The organism is Streptomyces sp. CY-1, assembly GCF_047218265.1.
In the GTDB taxonomy this organism is placed as follows: Bacteria; Actinomycetota; Actinomycetes; order Streptomycetales; family Streptomycetaceae; genus Streptomyces; species Streptomyces niphimycinicus.
Genome location: NZ_CP178393.1, coordinates 9,860,852 through 9,884,166, shown reverse-complemented (window position 1 = coordinate 9,884,166; position 23,315 = coordinate 9,860,852). Strand labels below are relative to the sequence as shown.

Here is a 23,315-nt window from a genome sequence, read left to right as displayed (position 1 = left end):
CGCGTCCCCGCGGACGTGGACGCGTCTACTCGTCCCCGCCCTCCAGGCCGCCCTCCGTCTCCAGATACAGCTCCTTCACCCGCTCCAGCACCTCCGGGTCGGGCTCGTCCCACAGCCCGCGGCTCTCGGCCTCCAGCAGTCGCTCGGCCATGCCGTGCAGCGCCCAGGGGTTGGCCTGCTCCAGGAAGGCGCGGTTCTCCGGGTCGAGCAGATAGGTCTGGGCGAGCTTGTCGTACATCCAGTCGGCGACCACGCCCGTGGTCGCGTCGTAGCCGAAGAGGTAGTCGACCGTCGCGGCGAGTTCGAAGGCGCCCTTGTAGCCGTGGCGGCGCATCGCCTCGATCCAGCGCGGGTTGACCACCCGGGCGCGGAAGACCCGTGAGGTCTCCTCGTGGAGGGTGCGGGTGCGGACCGTCTCGGGGCGGGTGGAGTCGCCGATGTACGCGGCGGGGGCGGTGCCCTTCAGAGCGCGCACGGTGGCCACCATGCCGCCGTGGTACTGGAAGTAGTCGTCGGAGTCGGCGATGTCGTGTTCGCGGGTGTCGGTGTTCTTGGCCGCGACCGCGATCCGGCGGTAGGCGCTCTCCATCTCGGCCCGCGCCGGCCGCCCCTCGAGACCGCGGCCGTAGGCGTAGCCGCCCCAGACCGTGTACACCTCGGCGAGATCGGCGTCGGTGCGCCAGTCGCGGCTGTCGATGAGCTGGAGCAGCCCGGCGCCGTAGGTGCCGGGGCGGGAGCCGAAGATCCGGGTGGTGGCGCGGCGCTCGTCACCGTGGGCGGCGAGGTCGGCGCGGGTGTGCGCCCGTATGTAGTTGTCCTCGTCGCTCTCCTCCAGGGCGGCGGCGAGCCGTACGGCGTCGTCCAGCAGCCCGACCACATGGGGGAAGGCGTCCCGGAAGAAACCGCTGATGCGCAGGGTGACATCGACGCGCGGTCGGCCCAACTGGTCGAGCGGCACGGCTTCCAGGCCCGTCACCCGGCGCGAGGCGTCGTCCCACACCGGGCGGATACCCAGCAGCGCCAGCGCCTCGGCCACATCGTCGCCGGAGGTGCGCATCGCGCTCGTGCCCCACAGCGAGAGGCCGACGGACTTCGGCCACTGGCCGTCGTTGTCGGCGCGGTAGCGCTCCAGCAGCGAATCGGCGAGCGCCTGGCCGGTCTCCCAGGCCAGCCTGCTCGGCACGGCCTTGGGGTCGACGGAGTAGAAGTTGCGGCCGGTCGGCAGGACGTTGACCAGGCCGCGCAGCGGCGAACCGGACGGCCCCGCGGGGACGAACCCGCCGGCGAGGGCGTGCACGGCGTGGTCGATCTCGTCGGTCGTGGCGGCCAGCCGGGGGACGACCTCGCGGGCGGCGAAGTCGAGAATCGCGGAGACGGCGGGGCGCTGCTCCTCGGGCAGGGTGAGGACGGCCTTCTCGACGGCCTCCGGGGCCCATTCGGCGTCCTCCATCGCCTGGACCAGCCCACGGGCCCGCTCCTCGGCCTCGTCGGCGCCGGTGCGGGTGGCGGCCGACTCGTCGAGGCCGAGCGCCTCGCGCAGCCCGGGGAGTGCGGACGTACCGCCCCAGATCTGGCGGGCGCGGAGGATGGCCAGCACCAGGTTGACGCGCGCGGGCCCGGCCGGGGCGGTGCCCAGGACATGCAGTCCGTCGCGTATCTGGGCGTCCTTGACCTCGCACAGCCAGCCGTCGACATGCAGCAGGAAGTCGTCGAAGCCGTCGTCGTCCGGCCGGTCCTCCAGGCCCAGGTCGTGGTCGAGCCGGGCGGCCTGGATGAGGGTCCAGATCTGGGCGCGGATGGCGGGGAGCTTGGCCGGGTCCATCGCGGAGATGGCGGCGTACTCGTCGAGCAACTGCTCCAGCCGCGCGATGTCGCCGTAGGAGTCGGCGCGGGCCATCGGCGGGACGAGGTGGTCGACGAGGGTGGCGTGGACACGGCGCTTGGCCTGGGTGCCCTCGCCCGGGTCGTTGACCAGGAAGGGGTAGATGAGCGGCAGATCGCCGAGCGCGGCGTCGGGGCCGCAGGCGGCGGAGAGTCCGGCGTTCTTGCCCGGCAGCCACTCCAGGTTGCCGTGTTTGCCCAGGTGGACCATGGCGTCGGCGCCGAATCCGCCGTCGGCTCGGGGGGTGGCCATCCAGCGGTAGGCGGCCAGGTAGTGGTGCGAGGGCGGCAGATCGGGGTCGTGGTAGATGGCGATGGGGTTCTCGCCGAAGCCGCGCGGGGGCTGGATGACCACCAGGAGGTTGCCGCGGCGCAGCGCGGCCAGCACGATCTCGCCCTCCGGGTCGCGGCTGGTGTCGACGAACATCTGGCCGGGCGGCGGGCCCCAGTGCTCCTCGACCGCCTCCCGCAGCGCCTGCGGGAGCGTGGCGTACCAGCGGCGGTAGTCGGCGGCCGGGACGCGGACGGGGTTGCGGGCGAGCTGCTCCTCGGTGAGCCACTCCTGGTCATGGCCGCCCGCCTCGATGAGGGCGCGGATCAGGTCGTCGCCGTCGCCGGAGACCAGGCCCGGGAGCGCGTTTGGCCCGTCCTCGGGGCCGAGGTCATAGCCATCGGCGCGCAGCCGGCGCAGCAGGGCGACGGCGCTTGCGGGGGTGTCGAGGCCGACGGCGTTGCCGATCCGGGAGTGCTTGGTGGGATAGGCGGAGAGGACGAGCGCCAGGCGCTTGTCGGCGGCGGGGATATGGCGGAGCCGGGCGTGTCGTACCGCGATTCCGGCGACACGCGCGGCGCGCTCGGCATCGGCGGCATAGACCGGCAGACCGTCCTCGTCGACCTCCTTGAACGAGAACGGCACGGTGATGAGCCGCCCGTCGAACTCCGGGACGGCGACCTGGGTAGCGGCGTCCAGCGGGGAGAGCCCCTCGTCGTTCTCCTCCCACGCGGCGCGCGACGAGGTCAGGCACAGCGCCTGGAGCACGGGCACGTCGAGCGAGGCGAGCGCGCCCGCGTCCCATGCCTCGTCGTCGCCGCCCGCGGACGCCTCGGCGGGGCGGGTGCCACCAGCCGCGAGGACGGTGGTCACGATGGCGTCGGCCGCGCCGAGGGCCTCGATCAACTCGGGTTCGGGAGCCCGCAGCGAGGCGACGAACAGCGGCAGCGGGCGGCCACCGGCGTCCTCCACGGCCCGGCACAGGGCCTCCACGAAGGCGGTGTTGCCGCTCATGTGGTGGGCGCGGTAGTAGAGCACCGCGATGGTCGGGCCGGTGACGGCGCCGGAGCCGGCCGCGCGGCCGGTGCGCTCCAGCGGCCCCCAGGTGGGCGCGGGCGCGGGCGGTTCGAAGCCATGGCCGGTGAGCAGCACGGTGTCGGAGAGGAACCGGGCGAGCTGGTCGAGGTTGGCGGGCCCGCCGTGGGCGAGGTAGGCGTGGGCCTCGGCGGCGATGCCGACCGGGACCGTGGACGCCTCCATGAGCTGGGCGTCGGGCGCCTGTTCACCGGTGAGGACGACGACCGGGAGGTCGCCCGCGAGCAGCGTGTCGAGCCCCTCCTGCCAGGCGCGGATGCCGCCGAGGAGCCGTACGACGACGAGTTCGACGCCGTCGAGGAGGCCGGGGAGATCGTCGAGAGCGAGGCGGGCCGGGTTGGCGAGGCGGTACGGCACCGGGCCCGTGGCGGCACGGGCGCTGAGCAGGTCGGTGTCGGACGTCGACAGCAGCAGAATCATGCGGCGGCATGCCTTCCTCGGGGTCCGCGCCCCGGGCGGGTTAAGACGGCGGCAGTTCCTGGCTCGCGCGACCGCTGCCGTTCGGCGGCTTCCGCGCTCACAGTGGCGGGACCGCGCCGGATTTACACCGACTTCCTACCGTGAGTGCCGTCTTGTGCGTTCGGTGGGCCGGGACCGACCCACCGCTGAGCATAGTAAGCGTTGCTGACCTGCCACGGGATGGTGAGTTCCGGCCTGGCCGGGGCGGTGGGCCGGACCGGATCGTCGGTATGCTCGCCGCCATGCCCCTCCCCCCGACAACCACCCCATCCGGGGATGAAACCCCCGTGCGCGGGCGCGATGACGCCTGTCCGGGCGCGCTGCGGCTGCACCCGGCGGACGACGGTTCGCTCGCCCGGGTCCGGGTGCCGGGCGGGCTGCTGACGGCCCGTCAGGCGGTGGCGCTGGGACGGCTGGCAGAGGAGCTGGGCGACGGGCGGCTGGACATCACCTCGCGGGGCAATCTCCAGGTGCGCGGCCTGGATACGGGGTGCGGCGCGGAACTCGCGGCCCGGCTGCGGGCGGCCGGACTGCTGCCCTCGGACCGCCATGACCGGGTGCGCAACATCGTGGCGTCGCCGCTGTCCGGCCTGGACGGCGGGGGGCACGCGGATGTGGCGGCGTGGGTGCGGTCGCTGGACGCCGTGCTGTGCGACGACTCACCGGCGGGGGGCGGGGAATTGTCGGGCTTGTCGGGCAGGTTCCTGTTCGCGCTGGACGATGGGCGGGGCGATGTGGCCGCCTTGGGCGCCGATGTGACATTGATCGCAACGCCGGACGGCGGAGCGGTGCTGCGGGCCGGCGGTCCGCCGCCGGGTCCGGATGTGCCGTCGCCGTCGACGGGGGCGGCACGCCCGGACGCGGCGGGGCGGCGGGGGTCTCGTACGGCCGGGTCGGCGGTGGGTGGCGGTCTCCGAGTGCGGGGCGAAGACGCGCCGCGTGCGGCGGCGCTGGCCGCGGTGGAGTTCCTGGCCAAGGCGCGTGAGAGCGGCACCCGGGCGTGGCGGGCACGCGAACTCCCCGCGCGACACGCCGTGACGACCGAGGGACTGGCCGCGCGACTCGCCGACGCGGGCGTGGCGGCCGTACCCGTGGAGCATGAACCAGCTCCCCGCGCCCGCGCCACACCACCCGCCCCCGGACCGATCCCCGGCCCGGACGGACGTCACGCGCTGTCCGTCGCCCTCCCCCTGGGCCGGGTGAGCGCCGCGCAGTGGCAGCTGCTCGCCGCGCTCGCCTCCCGGGGCGGGGCCGCTGAGCTGCGTATGACACCCTGGCGCGGCGTGGTGCTCCCCGGGTTCGCCCCGGACGACACGCGCGGTGCCTTGGCCGAACTGTCCGACGCGGGGCTGGTGACCACGCCGGACTCGCCGTGGCTCGGGGTCGGCGCGTGCACGGGACGGCCCGGCTGCGCCAAGTCCCTGGCGGATGTGCGGGCCGACACGGCACGCATGGTCGCGGACCCGGCGCTACGGACCTCGGGCACGCGGCGAGGGTTTGCGGACCCGGCGCCGGGAGCCTCGGGCACCGCCTGGTCCGATCCGCTGCCGGTGTACATCTCCGGGTGTGAACGGCGCTGCGGTCACCCCGGGGGCCGCTGGGTGGACGCCCTGGCCACCGGAGACAGGGACTACCGCGTCACCGTACGGGGCGCGAGGGAAGACACGCCGGAGGCGGACAGCGCGGACAGTGTGCACAGCGTGGATGTGACAGCGGAGCAGTTGGCCGGCGCCGTGGCGGCGGCCCGTGGAACGACATGATCGAGGACACCGTGTTCGACTACGAGAAGGACGGGGCGGCCATCTACCGCGCGTCCTTTGCCACCATCCGTGCCGAGGCCGACCTCGGCGGGCTCCCCGCCGACGTCAGCCAGGTGGCGGTGCGGATGATCCACGCCTGCGGCATGGTCGACCTGGTCAAGGACCTCGCGTACAGCCCCGAGGTGGTCTCCCGCGCCCGCGCCGCGCTGTGGTCCGGCGCGCCGGTGCTCTGTGACGCGCGCATGGTCGCCAGCGGGGTCACCCGCAAGCGGCTGCCCGCCGACAACGAGGTCATCTGCACCCTCGCGGACCCCGCCGTACCGGAGTTGGCGCGGCGCATGGGCACCACGCGCAGCGCCGCCGCGCTGGAGCTGTGGCGGGACCGGCTCGACGGGGCGGTGGTGGCGGTGGGCAACGCCCCCACGGCGCTGTTCCGGCTGCTGGAGATGATCGAAGAAGGAGGGGCGGGCGCGCCGCGCCCGGCCGCCGTGATCGGTGTGCCGGTGGGCTTCATCGGCGCCGCCGAGTCCAAGGAGGCGCTGGCCGGGCATCCGGCGGCGCTCGACCACCTGGTGGTGCACGGCCGGCGGGGCGGCAGCGCCATCGCCGCGGCGGCGATCAACGCGATAGCGAGCGAGGAAGAGTGAGCGAGCAGCAGACGGGCCGGCTCTACGGTGTGGGGCTCGGTCCCGGCGACCCCGCCCTGATGACCGTACGCGCCGTGGAGGTCATCGCCGAAGCCGATGTCATCGCGTACCACAGCGCCCGGCACGGGCGCAGCATCGCCCGCTCCATAGCCGAGCGGCATCTGCGGCCGGACCACATCGAGGAGCGGCTGGTCTACCCGGTCACCACGGAGACCACCGACCATCCGGGCGGCTATCGCGGCGCGATGGACGAGTTCTACGCGGAGGCGGCCACCAGGCTCGCCGCGCATCTGGACGCGGGGCGCACGGTCGCGGTGCTCGCGGAGGGCGATCCGCTCTTCTACGGCTCGTACATGCATATGCACAAGCGGCTCGCCGACCGCTACCCCACCGAGGTCATCCCCGGTGTCACCTCGGTCAGCGCGGCGGCAGCCCGGCTCGGCGCGCCGCTGGTGGAGGGCGAGGAGGTGCTGACGGTCCTCCCCGGCACCCTGCCCGAGGAGGAGTTGACGGCCCGGCTGGCGACGACGGACGCGGCGGCCGTGATGAAGCTCGGCCGGACCTTCCCGACGGTGCGGCGCGCGCTGGAGCGGTCGGGGCGGCTCGCGGACGCGCGCTATGTGGAGCGCGCCACGATGGACGCGGAGCGCACCGCCCCGCTGGCCGACGTCGACCCGGAGTCGGTGCCGTACTTCTCGATGGCGGTGCTGCCCAGCCGGGTGGACGCGCCACGCGATGCGTCCGGCCCGGGCGAGGTCGTGGTCGTCGGCCTGGGCCCGGCCGGTCCGCTGTGGCTCACCCCCGAGGCACGGGCCGAACTGGCCGCCGCGCAGGACCTGGTCGGCTACAGCACCTATCTGGACCGGGTGCCCGTACGGCCGGGCCAGCGGCGCCACGCCTCCGACAACAAGGTGGAGTCCGTACGTGCCGAATTCGCCCTCGACCTCGCCCGGCGCGGTCGGCGTGTCGCCGTGGTCTCCTCCGGCGACCCGGGCGTGTTCGCCATGGCCACCGCCGTCCTGGAGGCCGCCTCCGAGGACCCCTACCGCGAGGTCCCGGTGCGGATCGTCCCCGGTATGACGGCGGCCCACGCCGCCGCCGCCCGGGCCGGTGCCCCGCTCGGCCACGACTACGCGGTGATCTCCCTCTCCGACCGGCTCAAGCCCTGGGAGGTCATCGCCGAACGGCTGCGCGCCGCCGCCGCGGCCGACCTGGTGCTCGCCCTCTACAACCCCGGCTCCCGCAGCCGCGTCTGGCAGGTGGGCAAGGCCCGCGAACTCCTGCTGGAGCACCGCGCCCCCGACACGCCCGTGGTGCTGGGCCGCGACATCGGCGGCCCCGGGGAGCGGGTGCGGATCGTCCGCCTCGCCGACCTCGACCCGGCCGATGTCGACATGCGCACGATCCTCCTGGTGGGCTCCTCCCAGACCCGCACGGTCCGCCGAGGCGACGGCACCGACGTCGTCTGGACGCCACGCCGATACCCGGAGGCATAGCCCCCGGGCTCAGGACTCAGGGCCTCCGGGCTCGGGCCAGGGTCGTACGGAGCCAGGCGGCGGCTTCGGCGGGGGTCTCGGCCACCGGGACGTCCTGGGGGGCGGGTGGGCGTTGGATGACGACGACCGGGATGCCCGCGGCGCGGGCCGCGGCGAGTTTGGGGGCGGTGGCGTGGGCGCCGCTGTCCTTGGTGACCAGCACCTCGACGCGGTGGCGGCGCAGCAGCTCCGCCTCGCCGTCGAGGGTGAACGGGCCGCGGTCGAGGATCACCTCCATCCGGGGCGGGACCGGCGGCTCGGGGGCGTCGACCGAGCGGACCAGGAACCATGGCTCGGTGAGATGGGCGAAGGTGGCCAGGCCCATGCGGCCCGTGGTGAGGAAGATCCGCTCCCCCAGGGCCGGGGCCAGCCGCGCCGCGTCGGCCAGTGAGCCCGCCGAATGCCAGCGGTCGCCCGGACCGGGCACCCAGCCGGGGCGGCGCAGGGCGAGCAGGGGAACATGGACGTCGGCGGCCGCCCGGGCCGCGTGGGAACTGATCGTGTCGGCGAAAGGATGGGTGGCGTCGATGAGCGCGTCCACCTGGTGCTCGCGGAGCCAGCGGGCCAGCCCCTCGGCGCCCCCGAACCCGCCGATCCGCACCTGCCCCACGGGCAGCCGTGGCGCGGCGACCCGGCCCGCGAGGGAGCTGGTGACGCGCAGGGCGGGGTCGTCGGCGAGTTCCCCGGCGAGGCGGCGCGCCTCCGTGGTGCCGCCGAGGATGAGCACATGGCGCCGCGCCGGTGCGGTGTTCATCGGGTGCCTTTCGTCGTCCGTGCGCCCGTCATCGTATGCGCGGCGGCCTGCCCATGGCTGAGGCGGAGACGAGAACGGAGACGGAGGCCAAGGCGGCCGGGGGGCGGAGCGCGCAGCTCGAGCGGACGGGGCTGCGGCACGGCTGGACCACCGGGGCGTGTGCCACGGCCGCGACGACGGCCGCGTACACCGCGCTGCTGAGCGGGGAGTTCCCCGACCCGGTGACCATCGAACTGCCCAAGGGGCAGCGGCCCGCGTTCGCGCTCGCGGCCGAGGAACTGGCGGCGGGCCATGCCATGGCCGCGGTCGTCAAGGACGCGGGCGACGACCCGGATGTGACCCACGGCGCGCTGGTCAGGGCCACGGTGCGGGCTCTGCCGCCCGGCGGCGGAGTGGTCTTCCGGGCCGGTCCTGGCGTCGGCATGGTGACCCGGCCCGGGCTGCCGCTCCCGGTCGGCGAACCGGCCATCAACCCCGTGCCGCGCCAGATGATGCGCGACCACATCGCCGCCGTCGCGGCCCGGCACGGCGGGGCCGGTGACGTCGAGATCGAGATCTCGGTGGACCACGGCGAGGAGATCGCCCGCTCGACCTGGAATCCGCGGCTGGGCATCCTCGGCGGGCTGTCCATCCTCGGCACGACGGGCATCGTGGTGCCCTACTCCTGCTCGGCGTGGATCGACAGCATCCGGCGCGGGGTGGACGTCGCACGCGCGGCGGGGCGCCGCCATGTGGCGGGCTGTACGGGCTCGACGTCCGAGAAGGTGGCGGTGGCCGTGCACGGGCTGCCACAGGACGCGTTGCTGGACATGGGCGACTTCGCGGGGGCGGTGCTGAAGTATCTGCGCCGCCACCCGGTGGACCGGCTCACGGTCGCCGGAGGCTTCGCCAAGCTCTCCAAGCTGGCCGCCGGACATCTGGATCTGCACTCCGCACGCTCCCAGGTGGACAAGGGCTTCCTCGCGGACCTGGCCCGCCGTGGCGGGGCGGACGAGAAGCTGGCGGAGGCGGTGGCGACGGCCAACACCGGCCTGGAGACGGTGCAGTTGTGCTCCGCCCGCGGCGTACCCCTCGGCGACCTGGTCGCGGCGGCGGCCCGCGACACGGCGCTCGGGGTGCTGCGCGGGGCACCGGTGGCGGTGGACGTGATCTGCATCGACCGCGCGGGCACCATCGTGGGCCGCACCGAACCTCGCGGCCCCCGGGCGCGCTGACCCCTTCACCGCGCCGGGAGCGTTGCGGCAGGTTGCCCGGGCCCATACGTCACGACCGGGCCGATGTCCCGGCCCCCCTCAGGCCGCGGGACCGGGTGGGTGGCAGGGGTCGTGGGGGCGTTGGCGGTTCGGGGAGTAGAGGTGGCTGTCGCGGAACTGGTCGGCGCTCAGGGTGCGGCCCACGATGATGACCGCCGTCCGTACCACGCCCGCCGCCTTCACCTGGGCCGCGATGTCGTCCAGTGTGCCGCGGAGCACCAGTTCGTCGGGGCGGCTGGCCATGGCGACCACGGCCGCCGGGCAGTCGGCGCCGTAGTGCGGGAGGAGTTCGCCGACCACGCGGTCCACGTAGCGGGCGGCGAGATGCAGCACGAGGAGCGCGCCGCTGCGGCCCAGGGTGGCGAGGTCCTCGCCGTCCGGCATGGGGGTGGCCCGCTGGGCGATGCGGGTGAGGATGACGGTCTGGCCGACGGTCGGGACCGTCAGCTCCCGCTTCAGCGCGGCGGCCGCGGCGGCGAACGCGGGGACGCCCGGGACCACGTCGTATGGAACGCCGGCGGCGTCCAGGCGGCGCATCTGCTCGGCGACGGCGCTGAAGACCGACGGGTCGCCGGAGTGGAGGCGGGCCACGTCATGGCCCGCCTCGTGGGCGGCGACGAACTCGGCGGTGATCTGGTCGAGGTCGAGCCGGGCGGTGTCGACCAGGCGGGCGTCCGGCGGGCATTCTGCGAGCAGTTCACGCGGCACCAGGCTGCCCGCGTACAGACACACCTGGCAGCGGGCCAGGGTACGGGCGCCGCGCACCGTGATCAGATCGGCGGCACCGGGGCCCGCGCCGATGAAGTACACCGTCATCGTGTCTCTCCTTGAGCGGCTTCGGCTTCGGCTTCGGCTTCGGCTTCGATGGATTCCGCGGGATCGGCGGCGTACCCGCCAGGGCCCCGGGAGTCGAGCGGTTTGGTGGCGGACCACTGGGTGACCGGCATCGCCTGCCGCCAGCCGGTGAAGGCCCCGACCGGGGTGGCGTGGGAGACGGCGAGGCGGACGAGGTCGCCGCCGTGGCGGCGGTACCGGTCGGCGAGCAGCGCCTCGGACTCCAGGGTCACGGTGTTGGCGACGATCCGGCCGCCCGGCCGCAGGGCCGCCCAGCACGCCTCCAGCACCCCGGGGACGGTCAGGCCGCCGCCGATGAACACCGCGTCGGGGGTGGGCAGTCCGGCCAGGGCGTCCGGGGCGGCGCCGGTGACGACGGTCAGCCCGGGCACACCGAGCGCATCGGCGTTGCGGCCGATGCGCTCGGCGCGCACCGGGTCCCGTTCGACCGAGACCGCCCGGCAGGTGCGGTGGGCGCGCATCCACTCCACGGCGATGGAGCCCGAGCCGCCGCCGACGTCCCACAGCAGCTCCCCGGGGGCGGGGGCGAGCGCGGCGAGGGTGGCGGCCCGCACATGGCGCTTGGTGAGCTGTCCGTCGTGGTCGTACGCCGTGTCGGGCAGCCCCGGCACGAGCGACAGCGGCCGGGCGCCGTCCGCCGGGGCGCAGTCGACGGCGATGACGTTCAGGGGGTCGCCGGGCGGATGAGGCCACGTTTCGGCCGTGCCCGCCACACAGCGCTCCCGCGCGCTCCCCAGTCGCTCCAGCACCCGCATCCGGCTCGGGCCGAAGCCGCGGTCCCCGAGCAACCCGGCCACCTCGGCGGGGCTTTCGGCGCCCGCGCTGAGCACGAGCAGCCGCCGTCCGGCGTGCAACTCACGGTTCAGCGTGGCCAGGGGACGGCCGACGAGGCTGATCACCTCGGTCTCCTCCAGCGCCCAGCCGAGCCGCGCACAGGCCAGGGAGACGGACGAGGGATGGGGCAGCACCCGCAGCCGCTCGGCGCTCAGCAGCTCGGCCAGGGTGCGGCCGATGCCGAAGAACATGGGGTCGCCACTGGCCAGCACACAGACCCGCCGCCCGGTGTGCGCCGCGAACAGCCCGGGGACGGCGGGGCGCAGCGGGGACGGCCAGGGCACCCGCTCACCGTGGCATTCCGGCGGCAGCAGGCCCAGATGGCGCCGTCCGCCGATGACCACCTCGGCCGCGCGCAACGCCGCACGGGCCGTGGGACCGAGCCCGTCCCAGCCGTCGGCGCCGATGCCGATGACGGTCACGGGGGGAGGCGGCGGGCTCACGATGGTCACCTCACGGGTCGGGGAACGGTCCACGAAACTCTACTGACCTGCTACGACGCCCCGGCCCCCGGCTCCCGCTCCAGGCCCCGCCCGGGCTCCCGCGCCTGTCCCCGCCGCTCCGTCCGCTCGCGCTCCAGCTCCGCCAGTGCCAGCAGTTGCTCGACGGTCATGTCCTCCGGAATCGGCACCGGCGCCGGGGTGCGCAGCGGTGGCTGCCAGCCCTCCTCCGGGGCCCAGCGCCGTATGATCCGGGCCGGCGCCCCGGCCACCACGGCGTGGTCGGGCACCTCGCCCCGTACGACCGCGCCCGCCGCGACCACCACATTGCGGCCCAGCCGCGCCCCGGGCAGGATCACCGCGCCCGCGCCCAGCCAACTGCCGGGGCCGATGTGGACGGGCGCGGAGCGCGGCCACTGGCGGCCGATGGGCTGCTCCGGATCGTCGTAGGAGTGGTTGTCGCTGGTCACGTAGACGTACGGGCCGCAGAAGACATCGTCGCCGAATTCCACGGACACCGACGCGATCACATGGCTGCCCCGGCCCAGCACCACACCGTTGCCGATGCGCAGCACCGGATCGGGGCCGAGGTCCACACCGGGCATCATGCCGGCGGTGAGGGTCACCTGCTCGCCGATGACGCAGTGCTCACCGAGCTGGATCCATGGTTCGCCGAAGAGGGTGCCCTGGGGGAACGCCAGCCGGGTGCCGACGCCGATGCGGCCGAACCGGTACGGGCCGGGGCGCTCGGCCGTCACCGCACCGGCCCGCTGCACGGCGCGCCATCCGCGGTGGACCAGACGGGAGGTGACGCGTCCGCACCAGCCCCGCCAGGATGAGAACAGGTTCTCGTTCTTCGGCATTCGCCCACCGTATCGGCCCGTCGGGAGGCCGTCTGCGGCACCCCGGCGTCCCCTGAGCACTCCCCCTACGCGCTCCCGCTAAGCCCTCCCGCGCCCCGGGGCCTCGCGCAGTGCGCAGTCGCCGCACAACCCGCCGCCGGGCACGCGGTAGTAGAGACAGCAGGTGCGGCGCCGGTAGCCGAGCGGCGCGGTGCTCAGGGTGCCGGCCTCGCGCAGCGGCGGGTGGACGAGCTGGGCCCGCGCCAGCTCGGTGGCCCGGCCCGCCGCCTCGGCGCGGCCGTCCGCCCGGCACCAGTCGTGGAGCACCCGCAGCGAACCGGCCAGCGCCGAGGCGGCGTTGCCCCACAGCAGCCGCTCCGAGACGCGGTAGGCCCGTGCGATGGCGTGGTGCAGCGGCGTCAGATGGACGAACGCCGCGGTGCCCACCTGACCGGCGAGTCCTCCCGGTTCGCCCATCACCGGCGGCACGCCGGGCCACCACAGGTCGTCGGGGGCGACTCGCCCGGGGTTCCACCACAGCCGGTCGGGCCGGAGGTGGGGCACCCGGCCGGTGAGGGCCGCGGGGCCGAGCGCGAGTGACCACACCCGGGCGGCGAGGCCCTGGAAGGCGAGCGAGGCCGCGACCCTCGGCTCATCGGTGCCCAGGCTCGCGGCGACCGCCTCGACCCGGGCGCGCAGCACCGGCCCGGCGGCGCCCTCGCCGGTCAGCCGGTACGCCTCGCCGATCCGTACGTACCCCTCCTCGCGCGGCTCGCCGAGGCCGGTGCGCAGGGCGAAGAACGGCCCGACCCGCGCCGCTTCGGGCAGCGGCGCCTCATCCACCGTCGGCCGGGGCCCGGAACGCCTCCAGCAGCCGGTCCGCCGCGAGCGTGGCCGTCAGCGTGCCCTCGCGGACCCGCTGTTCCAGCTCGGGCCCGAGCCGCCGCACCTCGGGGTGGGCGTGCAGCCGCGCGAGCAGTTGGTCGCGCACCATCGACCAGGTCCAGTCGACCTGCTGGTCGCGCCGCTTGGCGTGCAGCGCGCCGGTGGCCTCCAGCACCCGGCGGTGCTGCTCCAGGCGCTCCCACACCACGTCGAGCCCGGTGGACTCGCGGGCGCTGCACGTGAGCACCGGCGGGTTCCAGGGCGCGTCCGCGGGCTGGAGCAGCCTCAGCGCGCCCGCCAGCTCACGGGCCGCCGACTTGGCGTCCCGCGCGTGGGGGCCGTCGGCCTTGTTGATGGTGACCACGTCGGCCAGCTCCAGGACGCCCTTCTTGATGCCCTGTAGCTGGTCGCCGGTGCGGGCCAGGGAGAGCAGCAGGAAGGAGTCGACCATATTGGCCACCGCGGTCTCGGACTGGCCCACGCCCACGGTCTCCACCAGCACCACGTCATAGCCCGCGGCCTCCATGACGACCATGGACTCGCGGGTGGCGCGGGCGACCCCGCCCAGCGTCCCGGCGCTGGGCGAGGGCCGTACGAAGGCGTCGGGGTCGACCGCCAGCCGCTCCATCCGGGTCTTGTCACCCAGGATGGAGCCGCCGGTACGGGTGGAGGAAGGGTCGACGGCGAGCACCGCGACCTTGTGGCCGGTCCCGGTGAGCATGGTGCCCAGGGCGTCGATGAAGGTGGACTTGCCCACCCCGGGCACCCCGCTGATCCCGATCCGCCGCGCCCCGCCGGTGTGCGGCAGCAGTTCGACCAGCAGCCGCTGGGCGAGGTCGTGGTGGTCGGGCCGGGTGGACTCGACGAGCGTGATCGCACGGGCGATATACGCGCGATGGCCGTCGAGCACGCCCTTGGCGTACTCCTCGATGTCGATCGTCCGTGGCATGGACTACAGCTCGTGGCCGAGGTCGGCGGCCAGCTTCCGCACCAGGTCATGGGCGGCGTCCGGGATGACCGTGCCCGGCAGGAAGACGGCGGCGGCGCCGGCGTCGTGCAGGGTCTGGACATCGTGCGGCGGGATGACCCCGCCGACCACGATGGTGATGTCCTCGCGCCCCGCCTCGGCCAGTTGCTCGCGCAGCGCGGGCACCAGCGTGAGGTGGCCGGCCGCGAGCGACGACACGCCGACGATGTGCACATCGGCCTCCACCGCCTGCCGCGCGACCTCCTCGGGGGTCTGGAACAGCGGGCCGACGTCGACGTCGAAGCCCAGGTCGGCGAAGGCGGTGGCGATCACCTTCTGGCCGCGGTCATGGCCGTCCTGGCCCATCTTGGCGACCAGGATGCGGGGGCGGCGGCCCTCGGCGCTCTCGAACTTCTCCACCAGCGCGCGGGTGCGGCTCACGCCGGAGGATGCTCCGGCCTCTTCTCGGTACACACCGGAGATCGTACGGATCTGCCCCGAGTGGCGCCCATAGACCGCCTCGAGCGCGTCGGAGATCTCGCCGACGGTCGCCATGGCGCGGGCGGCGTCCACGGCGAGCGCCAGCAGATTGCCCTCCAGACCCGCGCCCGGACCGGACCGGGCCGCCGCGGTCAGGGCGCGCAGCGCGTCCTGGCAGACGGCCTCGTCGCGCTCGGCGCGCAGCCGCCGCAGCTTCTCGATCTGCTGGGTGCGCACCGCCGAGTTGTCGACCTTGAGGACCTCGAGCTGCTCATCGCTGTCGATGCGGTACTTGTTGACACCGATCACCGGCTGGCGGCCGGAGTCGATCCGCGCCTGGGTGCGGGCGGCGGCCTCCTCGACGCGCAGCTTGGGGATGCCCGCGTCGATGGCCTTGGCCATGCCACCGGCCGCCTCGACCTCCTCGATGTGCTGCCAGGCCCGCCGCGCCAGGTCGTACGTCAGCTTCTCGACATACGCGCTGCCGCCCCACGGGTCGATGACCCGGGTGGTGCCCGACTCCTGCTGGAGCAGGATCTGGGTGTTGCGGGCGATCCGGGCGGAGAAGTCGGTGGGCAGCGCGAGCGCCTCGTCCAGCGCGTTGGTGTGCAGCGACTGGGTGTGGCCCTGGGTGGCGGCCATGGCCTCCACGCAGGTGCGCGCCACATTGTTGTAGACGTCCTGGGCGGTCAGCGACCAGCCGGAGGTCTGCGAATGGGTGCGCAGCGACAGCGACTTGGGGTTCTTCGGGTCGAACTGCTTGACCAGCTTGGCCCACAGCAGCCGCGCCGCCCGCAGCTTGGCGACCTCCATGAAGAAGTTCATGCCGATCGCCCAGAAGAACGACAGCCGGGGCGCGAAGGCGTCCACGTCCATCCCGGCGTCCCGGCCGGCCCGCAGATACTCCACACCGTCGGCCAGGGTGTACGCCAGCTCCAGATCGGCCGTGGCTCCGGCCTCCTGGATGTGGTAGCCGGAGATGGAGATGGAGTTGTAGCGCGGCATCCGCTGCGAGGTGAAGGAGAAGATGTCGGAGATGATCCGCATCGACGGCTGCGGCGGATAGATGTAGGTGTTGCGGACCATGAACTCCTTGAGGATGTCGTTCTGAATGGTCCCGGCCAGCTTCTCGGGCGGTACGCCCTGTTCCTCGGCGGCCACGATGTAGAGCGCCAGCACGGGCAGCACCGCGCCGTTCATCGTCATCGACACGCTCATCTTGTCCAGCGGGATGCCGTCGAAGAGCTGCCGCATGTCGTAGATGGAGTCGATGGCCACGCCCGCCATGCCGACGTCGCCGGTCACCCGGGGGTGGTCGCTGTCGTAGCCCCGGTGGGTGGGCAGGTCGAAGGCGACGGACAGGCCCTTCTGGCCGGCCGCGAGGTTGCGGCGGTAGAAGGCGTTGGACTCCTCGGCGGTGGAGAAGCCCGCGTACTGCCGGATGGTCCAGGGCTGGTTGACGTACATCGTCGGGTACGGGCCGCGCAGATAGGGCGCGGCGCCGGGATAGGTGCCCAGGAAGTCGACGCCCTGGAGGTCCTCGGCGGTGTAGAGCGGTTTGACCCCGATGCCCTCGGGGGTGTCCCACACCAGGTCCTCCACGCCCTTGCCCACGCTGTTCTGTAGCGCGGCGGCCCAGTCGCCGGAGCCGGGCACCGGGCCTTCGGCCGGTCCGTCCAGATCGACCGCCGAGAAGTCCGGGATCTTCCCCGGCTCCGCCGGAGCGCCGGCCATCACGCCACCCCCATGGTGTTCAGAGCCGAGGAGAGCACCTCGACCGCGTCGCAGCCCGCGAAGACGTATCCGTCCACTCCGGCCCGTTCGTACTCATCCTGTTGTGTGCCCGGCCGTCCGGCCAGGTAGACCCGGGTCGCCCCGGCCGCCTTCAGCCGCTCGGCCACGGCCGCCGCCTCCTGCGCGTACAGCTTGTCGCTGGAGCACAGGCAGGCCACGCTCGCGCCGCTGGCGGCGAACGCCTCGGCGACCGTCTCCGCGGTCACGGTGGCGGGTTCGTGGACCGCCTCGATCCCGCCCGCCTGGAAGAGGTTGGCGGCGAAGGAGGCGCGGGCGGTGTGTGCGGCGGCGGGGCCCAGCGCGGCCAGGAAGATCCTGGGCCGGCTGCCCTCGGCCGCCAGACGGGCGTCGGCGCGGGTGCGCAGTGCCTCGTACGCCTCGTCGCGGCGCACCCTCGGCAGCCCGCCGCTGGGCGGCTCCGGGGCGGGCTCGCGCTCGACGGGCCGCTCGGCGAGGTTCGGGAACTCGCTGACGCCGGTGATCGGCTCCTTGCGGCGGGCGAGGTCGCGGCCGCGGCGCGCCCAGGTCTCGGCGAGCCGGTCGCGGACCAGCCCGGAGGCGAGGGCCGCGGCCATCCCCCCGGCGCGCTCGATCTCCTGGAACCAGGCCCAGGCGGCGCGGGCGACGTCGTCGGTGAGCTTCTCGACGTACCAGGAGCCGCCGGCCGGGTCGATCACCCGGGCCAGATGCGACTCCTCCAGCAGGATCGTGGAGGTGTTGCGGGCGATGCGGCGGGCGAAGTCGTCGGGCAGGCCGATCGCGCTGTCGAAGGGCAGCACGGTGACCGCGTCCGCGCCGCCGACGCCCGCGGCGAGGGTGGCCACCGTGGTGCGCAGCATGTTCACCCAGGGGTCGCGCCGGGTCATCATCACCGGGGAGGTCACCGCGTGCTGACGCTGGGCGCGCGCCTGCGACGGCGCGCCGCACGCCTGCGCCACGCGCGCCCACAGGCGGCGGGCGGCCCGGAGCTTGGCGATGGTGAGGAACTGGTCGGCGGTGGCCGCGAAGCGGAACTCCATCTGAGCGCAGGCGGCTTCGACGCTCAGCCCGGCCTGGTCAAGGGTGCGCAGATACGCCACCGCGGCGGCGAGGGAGCAGCCGAGCTCCTGGGCCGCCCCGGCGCCCGCCTCGTGGTACGGCAGGGCGTCCACGGCGAAGGCCGTCACCCCGGGGTGGTCGCGGTGGCAGATCCCGGCGAGGTCGGCCGCGGCGGCCAGTTGCCCGGCCAGGCCGTCGTCGCGTCCGGTACGGGCGACGAGCCCCAGCGGGTCGGCGCCGAGGTTGCCGAGCGCGGCGCCGGGCGGCACCTCACGGCCGGCGTAGAGCCGCAGCAGGGCGCGGGCGGCGTCCTCGAAGTCGGCGCCCGCGTCGAGCGCGACGGGGGCGAGGTCGAGATAGACCCCCTTGAGCGCCTCGGGCAGCCCGTCCACGGGCACCCCGGCCGCGCCGGCCGCGAGCCAGATGGAGCCGGCGCCGTTCTCCAGGTCGGCGAGGATCGCCTGGTTGGTGCGCGCCGGGTCGGGGTGGGCGTGGCGCTGGCGTACGTCCCATCCGGAGACGGCGGAGCCCTCGGCCCGGCCGCCACGCACGAAGGGCGCGAAGCCGGGGAATCCGGCGTCCTGGGGCGCGTCTTCGGCGGTGTAGAGGGGGTGGACGGTGATGCCGTCCTCGAGCGCGGTCGCGAGGGCCTCTTCGGCCTCGGCGCCCACGGCGTCCGATGTGCCGGTTTTACGCAGCACGCCTTCGACGAGGTGACGCCATTGGTCTCGTGTCACTTCGGGGAAATCGTCGGCTAGGGGAAGCCCGTCGGGCAGGACCGTCATAGGAGGAGGCTAATGGGGTCCACTAAAGCCGGAGCAGTGGTTAAGCCTGTGACCTTACTCTCTAGTGATCTCAGGGGTGTGCTCTAGGGATTTCCGTAGTGGCGGCCGCCCACGGCCGGGGCGGGTGAGGCGTATGGGCCCGGCGCGGGGCGCGGAACGGACGCCCATGTCCGGCGAGCGCCCCGGAGAGGGGACCGCCTCGGGCAGGGGACCGCCCCGGACAGGGGACCGCCTCGGGCACACAGAGGCCCGCCCGGTGCGACGGGGGATGCACACCGGGCGGGCTCGAAGACCTTTTTACCGCATCGGCGGGGGGTTATGCATCAAAAACGTGTTCGCTTCCCCGTTTCACCATGCGACGGGCAGCGAGATCAGGCCACGCGCGCGGATCGACGGCCGCCACCGGAGCTGCTCCCTCGGGACGTCCAGCCGCAGCCCCGGAAAACGCCGAAGCAGCGCGGCCAGAGCGATTTCCAGCTCCATCCGGGCCAGGGGCGCACCGAGGCAGTAGTGGATGCCATGGCCGAGCGCAAGGTGACCGGACCGGCCAAGATGTGGATTGAAGTCGTCCGGATCCTTGAACTGTGCCGGGTCACGGTGTGCGGAGGCCATCGAGAGCAGCACGGTCTCCCCGGCGGGGATGGTCACACCGCCGATCTCGATCTCCTCGAGCGGGAAGCGGCGGATCCCGAGCGACGCCGGGCCCTCGTACCGCGCCAGTTCGTCGAAGGCGGCCGCGGGACCGTCCGGATCCGTGCGCAGCTTCTGGAGGACCGTGGGATGGTCGAGCAGGGTGAGCACCGAGTTGGCGATGAGGTGGACGGTGTTCTCGTAGCCCGCGAGGAGGATGAGGAAGGCGAGCGAGGTCAGTTCGTCCTCGGTGAGCCTGCCGTCGCCGTCCCCGGACTCGTCGTCGCGGACCCGGATCAGATCCGAGAGCAGATCGTCCCCGGGCTCGGCGCGCTTCTTCGCGATCAGCCCGGTGTAGAAGCGGAGCATGCTGCCGACCGCTTCCTTCGCCGCCTGCGGCCGCGCCGGATCGGGGGTGATCAGGGCGTCGCTCCAGGCCCGGAAGTCGCGCTGGTCGCGCTGCGGGACGCCGAGCAGATCGCAGATGACGATGATGGGAAGCTGTCCGGCGTAGGCGGCCAGCAGGTCCGCGCGGCCCTCGGACTCGATGGCGTCGAGCAGCCCGTCGGCGATCCGCCGGACCGGTTCCCGCATCCGCTCCACGCGGCCGGGGGTGAACGCCTTGACCACCAGCCGGCGCACCCGGGTGTGGTCCGGCGGGTCCATGTTGAGCAGGTTGGCGTCGAGGGCGGGCGGCAGGGAGAAGCCGCGGTAGTTGCCCGGGGCGGCGTGGCGCTTGTCCAGGGCCAGGCGCGGATCGGCGAGCAGCCGCCGCACATCCTCGTAACGGGTCACCAGCCAGGCGGGTCGTCCGTCGGTGCCGGCGATCCGATGGACCGGGCCGGCCTCGCGGAGCGTGGCCAGGGCCGGATAGAGGTCCTCGATCATCGGGGCGGTGTCAACGAGCTCCGGGCCGTCCGTTCCGGCGGCCTGTGCGGTGTTCTGCATGGATCCCGACTCTAGGCGGTGGCGTCCTCCGGGCCTGAACGGGTGGGGCGTTTCGGCCCGTCCGGGCGATGCGCACAGATGCGCGTGGTGGTGGCCGGGAGGCGGCGCCGGGGCTGAATCCCCCCGGCGCCGCCTGTGCCACGGGCGGCCCCGACCCCCGTCCAGGGCCACCTCGTCTGTGATCCCCCCGTTCACCGCCGCTGGGCGGCGGTCCCCTCCCTCAGTTCCGCGAGCACCTCGTCCACGAGCGGCAGGTGATAGACGTCGGCGACGCGGGCCAGATGCTCGTGCTCCTCCACCAGTTCGGCCCCTGTCGTCATCACCACGCTGTCCGCCGCGGACTCCGGCACATGTCCCGCTGCTTGATTCAGCAAACCGCGTCTGAGCGCCGCTGCTTCCACTACGGCAGCAAGTTGCCAATCGTCGAGTCGCGCCGCGCCGGCCTTGACATGCGCGATCTCCAGGACGGTGGCCTCCACATGGCGCCGTACGCCGCGCTGGACGTCGCGGATCTCCGCCATCTGACGGTTGGCCCGCCACTCGAGGTCCGCGAACGGCCACCAGCCGGTCCAGCGGGAGTGGCCCATGGACACCTCGGGGGCCTGTGCGGTGACCTCCCGCCACAGCGGCCGCAGCCGCCGGAAGCGGCGCCATGCCGAGGCCCGCGGCCCGACGGCGGGGATGGCGAAACCGGCCAGCACCAGGAGCGCCGCGACCGAGGCGGTCAGCGGAGCGACCCCGTTGGAGAGCCAGTACAACTCACGGCCCGCCCAGGAGAAGACGAAACCGATCAGTTTGCAGGCGCAGTACGCCAGTCCCAGCCAGCATCCGGCGGCCAGCACCCGCAGCCCCCGGGCCAGCCAAGAGCCGCGCAGGCTGGCGGCATAGCGCGGGCAGAGGATGCCGAGCCCCGCCAGACCGGCTCCGAAAATGGCCAGATACAGCACCAGGAAGAGGACCACTCCCGGGGCGTCGGCGTAGGCGGTGCTGAAGTCGCGGGGGTGCTCCACCGCGTCCGGGCGGCCGACCGCGAAGCCGACGATGGCCACGGTCCATGCCACGGCCACGGCGGCGACCACCACGACCGGCCGCACCGCCGACCCCGTCCAGCGCAGCAGCAGCACCAGGGCGCCGGTGGCGAACACGACGACGGAGGAGTAGAGGAAGACCATGGCGAGATTGGCGACGCCCACCAGGCCGTCGAACCAGCGGTAGACGCTGGGCGCGGAGAGCAGGAACACATTCGCCACGGCCGCCGTCATCACACAGGCCAGGCCGAGATCGGCGTTGGCACGGTCGCGGAACCAGGCCCGGGCCTTGTATCCGGCCATCGTCCAGGCGGCGGCGCCGAAGCAGAGATACACGAGGTCAAACACCGGCGTCACCGCCCGGTTCACCGCGTACGCCACCGTCGGCACCGACGGCGCCGGTGGCGCGGTCGGCACTGGTGGCGCGGTCGGCACCGGTGGCGCGGTCGGTGCGCACATGGCCCAGCGCCGGGCCGAGCGCCGCGGCGAGTTCGGCCGCCCGGCCCTGGAGCGGCAGCCCGTGGTCCGGCGAGGTCGGCACCACATGCTCCATCAGCAGCGTGCCCAGCACCTCGGTCTCGCGCTCGGTGAGGTTGTCGTAGCAGTGGTGGCGGGCGAAGTCCGGGGTCATCCCCAGCCGGCGCATCGCGGTGGTCACATCGACGGACGGCGTCCACATCCGCAGCGCGTCCTCGGTGACCGACGGGTCCTGCTCGTGTCCGAGCAGGAGATGGCCGATCTCATGCAGCACGATATGGATCTGGTGCCAGGGGGACGTCCTGAGCTCGTAGAAGATCCAGTAGTCCTCGTCGGTGGACGCGGTCATGCCCGAGACCACACCGCCCAGGCTCATCGGCACCAGATGGACGGGGCGTCCGACGCGGCGGGCGACGAGGTCGCACAGACCGGGCAGGTCGGTCGAGGCGGGCAGCCCGAGCTCCTTGATGAGCTGCTTGCACTGCCGCCGTATCCGGCCCACTCGCATGCCTGTACCACCCTCGTATCCGGTCCGCCGCCAGGAGGCGAACAGTTCCGGGTCAGTGACGGCCATTCGTCGCCTCGCCGTCCGGACCGCCCGAACCGTCCGCTCCCGCGGCCTCGTTCGGACCGGGAGGTTCGGGCGGAAGGTTCATCTGCTGCCGGAACTGGGAGATGATCGTGGTGAGACTGTCCTGGACCTCCGGCGGAAGGCCCACGGAGCGCAGCGCGATGCTGCGCACCCGCTTGTCGCGCATCGCGACGAGGAACCGTACCTCCTCCTCGACCCGCTCGGCCTGCGAAGGCGACAGGTCGCCCAGCAGATAACCGACGGGCACGGCGAAGAACTTGGCGAGCGCCCGCAGCACATCCGGGCTGGGGTTGGTGCGCTTGCCGTTGCGCAGCATCGACAGATACTGCTCGGTCACGCTCACCCCGCCGTACTCCTCGCCGCCGCTGATCTCCTCGGCGACGTAGGCGTTGGTGTACGGCGCGCCCGGCGGGTGCATGGTGGTGAACAGGTAGCTGAGCCGGTCCGCCAGCGGGCTGTCGGCGGCGTCCGGTGACCTGTCGGCACCCGCTGCCATCTGCGCCCCCTCACGGCTGCTCCCGGGCTCGAACACCCTCACGGTTGGTTAAGGCGGACGATGCCGCGCGACGCATCCTGCCATGTCCATCGCACAGCACACCAGTCCGGTGCCGAATCGTGCGGGCGGCCGACTTAACTACCAGTTGGCAGCGGGGCCAAGAGGGTGATCGATCAGGCGAGGGAGGAGGTCGGCCGACGGCCGCGATGTCCGCTTGCTGCCAGCGGCCGCGGCCGAGGGGCCGGTGTCCTCCCCCGCTCTCAGCGCATGCGCCGGGCCATCAGTCCACGCTCTGGAGAATGTGCGGCTCGGCGAGGTCGTCCTCGTAACCGGCGAGTCGGATCGGCGCGGAACGTGCCCATACTTCCAGACTGCCCACCTCCGTGGCCTGCACGAACCGCCCGCTGCTATCGGCGCGCGCGTCGTCGCTCTGTGTTTGTTCGGGGGTCACCGCACACTCCCTCGTGTCGGCTGAACCGGATCTGTCGTCAGATTAACCAGCGTCTGAACGGTCCGCGCGTCGATTCTCAGGGACTGGACAACGAGCCGTCGCCGGGACCCCCTTCAGC

18 protein-coding genes and 1 riboswitch are annotated in these 23,315 nt (G+C 73.6%); of the genes, 4 read left to right on the top strand and 14 right to left on the bottom strand.

The annotated features are described in order from the left end of the window. Positions 1-25: 25 nt before the first annotated feature. Positions 26-3,667: a cobaltochelatase subunit CobN gene (gene cobN, locus ACK1X7_RS42620; protein WP_385157401.1), complete on the bottom strand. Its 3,642-nt coding sequence runs from the start codon at positions 3,665-3,667 to the stop codon at positions 26-28. 33 nt (positions 3,668-3,700) lie between these two features. After that, positions 3,701-3,865, bottom strand: a riboswitch (cobalamin riboswitch). Positions 3,866-3,936: 71 nt separating this feature from the next. Here cobN and ACK1X7_RS42615 point away from each other — a divergent pair. From ACK1X7_RS42615 to ACK1X7_RS42605, 3 genes are read left to right on the top strand one after another with little or no spacing between them, the layout of a single operon-like run. Then, positions 3,937-5,466: a nitrite reductase gene (locus ACK1X7_RS42615; protein ID WP_413116530.1), complete on the top strand. Its 1,530-nt coding sequence runs from the start codon at positions 3,937-3,939 to the stop codon at positions 5,464-5,466. Between the two features lie 11 nt (positions 5,467-5,477). Beyond that, positions 5,478-6,113 (top strand): precorrin-8X methylmutase, encoded by a 636-nt coding sequence (locus tag ACK1X7_RS42610; protein ID WP_413116951.1) that lies wholly within the window; start codon positions 5,478-5,480, stop codon positions 6,111-6,113. Beyond that, on the top strand, positions 6,110-7,609 hold the full coding sequence (locus tag ACK1X7_RS42605; RefSeq protein ID WP_385156068.1) for a precorrin-2 C(20)-methyltransferase: 1,500 nt from the start codon (positions 6,110-6,112) through the stop codon (positions 7,607-7,609). Before ACK1X7_RS42610 ends, ACK1X7_RS42605 begins: the two co-directional genes overlap by 4 nt. Positions 7,610-7,625: 16 nt before the next feature. Here ACK1X7_RS42605 and ACK1X7_RS42600 read toward each other — a convergent pair whose 3' ends face one another. Further along, positions 7,626-8,402 carry a cobalt-precorrin-6A reductase gene (locus tag ACK1X7_RS42600; RefSeq protein ID WP_390794667.1) on the bottom strand — a complete coding sequence of 259 codons (777 nt, stop codon included), beginning with the start codon at positions 8,400-8,402 and terminating at the stop codon, positions 7,626-7,628. A 53-nt stretch (positions 8,403-8,455) separates the two neighbouring features. On the opposite strand from ACK1X7_RS42600, the gene ACK1X7_RS42595 reads away from it, so the two are divergent. Continuing rightward, the gene (locus tag ACK1X7_RS42595; protein ID WP_413116529.1) at positions 8,456-9,616 is read left to right on the top strand and encodes a cobalt-precorrin-5B (C(1))-methyltransferase; all 1,161 of its coding nucleotides are present in this window, start codon (positions 8,456-8,458) and stop codon (positions 9,614-9,616) included. A gap of 78 nt (positions 9,617-9,694) precedes the next feature. Here the strand turns inward: ACK1X7_RS42595 and cobM are convergent, their stop codons facing one another. The 12 genes from cobM to ACK1X7_RS42535 form a co-directional block, all read right to left on the bottom strand. Next, on the bottom strand, positions 9,695-10,471 hold the full coding sequence (cobM, locus tag ACK1X7_RS42590) for a precorrin-4 C(11)-methyltransferase (protein ID WP_385156060.1): 777 nt from the start codon (positions 10,469-10,471) through the stop codon (positions 9,695-9,697). Then, positions 10,468-11,787 (bottom strand): precorrin-6y C5,15-methyltransferase (decarboxylating) subunit CbiE, encoded by a 1,320-nt coding sequence (cbiE, locus tag ACK1X7_RS42585; protein ID WP_413116528.1) that lies wholly within the window; start codon positions 11,785-11,787, stop codon positions 10,468-10,470. Before cbiE ends, cobM begins: the two co-directional genes overlap by 4 nt. Before the next feature lie 50 nt (positions 11,788-11,837). Further along, positions 11,838-12,647: an acyltransferase gene (locus ACK1X7_RS42580; protein WP_385156054.1), complete on the bottom strand. Its 810-nt coding sequence runs from the start codon at positions 12,645-12,647 to the stop codon at positions 11,838-11,840. Positions 12,648-12,725: 78 nt separating this feature from the next. Then, positions 12,726-13,469: a (2Fe-2S)-binding protein gene (locus tag ACK1X7_RS42575; protein ID WP_413116527.1), complete on the bottom strand. Its 744-nt coding sequence runs from the start codon at positions 13,467-13,469 to the stop codon at positions 12,726-12,728. Then, complete coding sequence (gene meaB / locus ACK1X7_RS42570; protein WP_390794663.1) at positions 13,462-14,460, bottom strand: methylmalonyl Co-A mutase-associated GTPase MeaB; 999 nt, start codon at positions 14,458-14,460, stop codon at positions 13,462-13,464. Before meaB ends, ACK1X7_RS42575 begins: the two co-directional genes overlap by 8 nt. A 3-nt stretch (positions 14,461-14,463) precedes the next feature. Continuing rightward, positions 14,464-16,692 carry a methylmalonyl-CoA mutase gene (gene scpA, locus ACK1X7_RS42565; protein WP_390794662.1) on the bottom strand — a complete coding sequence of 743 codons (2,229 nt, stop codon included), beginning with the start codon at positions 16,690-16,692 and terminating at the stop codon, positions 14,464-14,466. Continuing rightward, positions 16,692-18,575 (bottom strand): methylmalonyl-CoA mutase small subunit, encoded by a 1,884-nt coding sequence (gene mutA, locus ACK1X7_RS42560; RefSeq protein ID WP_385156972.1) that lies wholly within the window; start codon positions 18,573-18,575, stop codon positions 16,692-16,694. Before mutA ends, scpA begins: the two co-directional genes overlap by 1 nt. A gap of 348 nt (positions 18,576-18,923) precedes the next feature. Beyond that, positions 18,924-20,153 (bottom strand): cytochrome P450 family protein, encoded by a 1,230-nt coding sequence (locus tag ACK1X7_RS42555; protein ID WP_385156969.1) that lies wholly within the window; start codon positions 20,151-20,153, stop codon positions 18,924-18,926. 191 nt (positions 20,154-20,344) lie between these two features. After that, entirely contained in the window at positions 20,345-21,529 is a 1,185-nt protein-coding gene (locus ACK1X7_RS42550) for an MAB_1171c family putative transporter (protein WP_385156263.1), read from the bottom strand. Continuing rightward, on the bottom strand, positions 21,522-22,232 hold the full coding sequence (locus ACK1X7_RS42545) for an ImmA/IrrE family metallo-endopeptidase (RefSeq protein WP_385156266.1): 711 nt from the start codon (positions 22,230-22,232) through the stop codon (positions 21,522-21,524). Before ACK1X7_RS42545 ends, ACK1X7_RS42550 begins: the two co-directional genes overlap by 8 nt. Next, positions 22,219-22,746, bottom strand: coding sequence for a helix-turn-helix domain-containing protein (locus ACK1X7_RS42540; RefSeq protein ID WP_382948075.1), 528 nt, complete (start codon positions 22,744-22,746; stop codon positions 22,219-22,221). The genes ACK1X7_RS42545 and ACK1X7_RS42540 overlap by 14 nt, the downstream gene beginning before the upstream one ends. Before the next feature lie 280 nt (positions 22,747-23,026). Next, positions 23,027-23,197 carry a hypothetical protein gene (locus tag ACK1X7_RS42535; RefSeq protein WP_211122063.1) on the bottom strand — a complete coding sequence of 57 codons (171 nt, stop codon included), beginning with the start codon at positions 23,195-23,197 and terminating at the stop codon, positions 23,027-23,029. Between the last annotated feature and the right edge of the window lie 118 nt (positions 23,198-23,315).

Bases quoted from the DNA above. Each gene is read 5' to 3' on its own strand.
- ACK1X7_RS42600 (WP_390794667.1), bottom strand. From the start codon at position 8,402: ATGAACACCGCACCGGCGCGGCGCCATGTGCTCATCCTCGGCGGCACC.
- cobM (WP_385156060.1), bottom strand. From the start codon at position 10,471: ATGACGGTGTACTTCATCGGCGCGGGCCCCGGTGCCGCCGATCTGATC.
- ACK1X7_RS42595 (WP_413116529.1), top strand. From the start codon at position 8,456: ATGGCTGAGGCGGAGACGAGAACGGAGACGGAGGCCAAGGCGGCCGGG.
- cobN (WP_385157401.1), bottom strand. From the start codon at position 3,667: ATGATTCTGCTGCTGTCGACGTCCGACACCGACCTGCTCAGCGCCCGT.
- ACK1X7_RS42555 (WP_385156969.1), bottom strand. From the start codon at position 20,153: ATGCAGAACACCGCACAGGCCGCCGGAACGGACGGCCCGGAGCTCGTT.
- ACK1X7_RS42540 (WP_382948075.1), bottom strand. From the start codon at position 22,746: ATGGCAGCGGGTGCCGACAGGTCACCGGACGCCGCCGACAGCCCGCTG.
- ACK1X7_RS42580 (WP_385156054.1), bottom strand. From the start codon at position 12,647: ATGCCGAAGAACGAGAACCTGTTCTCATCCTGGCGGGGCTGGTGCGGA.
- meaB (WP_390794663.1), bottom strand. From the start codon at position 14,460: ATGCCACGGACGATCGACATCGAGGAGTACGCCAAGGGCGTGCTCGAC.
- ACK1X7_RS42545 (WP_385156266.1), bottom strand. From the start codon at position 22,232: ATGGCCGTCACTGACCCGGAACTGTTCGCCTCCTGGCGGCGGACCGGA.
- mutA (WP_385156972.1), bottom strand. From the start codon at position 18,575: ATGACGGTCCTGCCCGACGGGCTTCCCCTAGCCGACGATTTCCCCGAA.
- scpA (WP_390794662.1), bottom strand. From the start codon at position 16,692: ATGGCCGGCGCTCCGGCGGAGCCGGGGAAGATCCCGGACTTCTCGGCG.
- ACK1X7_RS42615 (WP_413116530.1), top strand. From the start codon at position 3,937: ATGCTCGCCGCCATGCCCCTCCCCCCGACAACCACCCCATCCGGGGAT.